This window comes from Vibrio sp. D173a (assembly GCF_030248475.1).
The window spans coordinates 1-1,299 of sequence record NZ_JAHGAH010001162.1 but is presented as its reverse complement, the minus strand read 5'-3'; the positions used below and the strand labels follow the sequence as shown (position 1 = coordinate 1,299).

Annotated in this window: 1 protein-coding gene; it reads left to right on the top strand. The window is 46.7% G+C overall.

Annotated features, from left to right (window positions below; all coding sequences use genetic code 11):
- Positions 1–1,299 (top strand): Cache 3/Cache 2 fusion domain-containing protein (locus KIV40_RS32020; RefSeq protein WP_285353373.1); only part of this gene is annotated, 1,299 nt, incomplete at both ends.

Sequence of the window (1,299 nt, the reverse complement as noted above, 5' to 3'; positions counted from 1 at the left end):
TCGATAGCTTTACCCGTGACACTGGCGCAGTGGCGACTCTGTTTGCACCTCTAGGCAACCAGTTCATTCGAGTAGCGACCTCTTTGAAAAACCCACAGGGTGATCGAGTCGTTGGCACGACATTAGACCAAAGCCATCCGGGGTATCAAAAGTTGATGAGCGGTCAACCGTATTACGCTCAAATCAAGCTTTATGGTGAACGTTACATCACCTATTACGCACCGTTAAAAAATGCACAAGGTAAAGTCAACGGCATCACCTTTATCGGCCTACCGGTCGAGCGTGCAACTCAAGACCTGTTTACAGCACTTAAAAATGTAACTTGGGGTGACTCAGGCTACACCATAATAGTCGACAATAACCCAGATCATTTGGGTCACTACTTACTTCACCCAAGCCACACAGAAAGCGACCCTTCAATTATTGAGGTACAAGACTACGAAGGTAACAAACCCTTCTATCAGCTGTTTGAACAAGCTAGTGGCCTCATCAAGTACCCATATGAGTACCAAGGAAACATAGGTGAAAAATATCTGGTATACACCGAAGTAGCGGGTTGGAACTGGAAACTACTAGGCGGCACCTTCATCACTGAGGTCACCAAAGGCAGTCAAGCTCTGCTCAAACTAATTGCAATTGTGTCACTGGTTGTTGGCTCTATCACATTCTTAATTTTGACCCTGTTTTTGAACAAAACCCTCAACCCACTGGCTACTTTGAGCCAGTACATGAATCGCTTAGCAAAAGGCGAAGTCAGTATTGATATTCGACGCACTGACACATCGACTCGTAACGAGATCGTCAACTTGAGTAATGGGTTATCTAACATGGCTCACCAACTCAATAATTTAGTCGGCGAAATCCGCGGTGCCAGTGATCAGGTCGAGAGCAACTCCACCAGCGTAGCCAGTGATGCATCGCTCAACCTCAATCAATCTGAACGCCAACAAGAGCAAGTTGAGCAAGTGGTCACAGCTATTGAAGAGATGGCGTCATCAGCACAGTCTGTGGCACAGCAAGTTGAAAGCATCGCTGAAAACGTACGTTCAGCAAACTCTGACGGTCAATCTGGTCTAGAAATAGTAGAGAATGTCTGCATTGATGTGGCTCAGCTCAACGACCAACTCGATCAATCGGCAGCTGCGATCGAAAAAGTAAACACTGACAGCGAGAGCATTGAAACCGTTACTAAGATGATTGATGAGATTGCCGAGCAAACTAACCTGCTGGCTCTTAATGCTGCACTTGAGGCTGCTCGTGCTGGCGAACAAGGTCGAGGTTTTGCTGTGGTTGCTGATG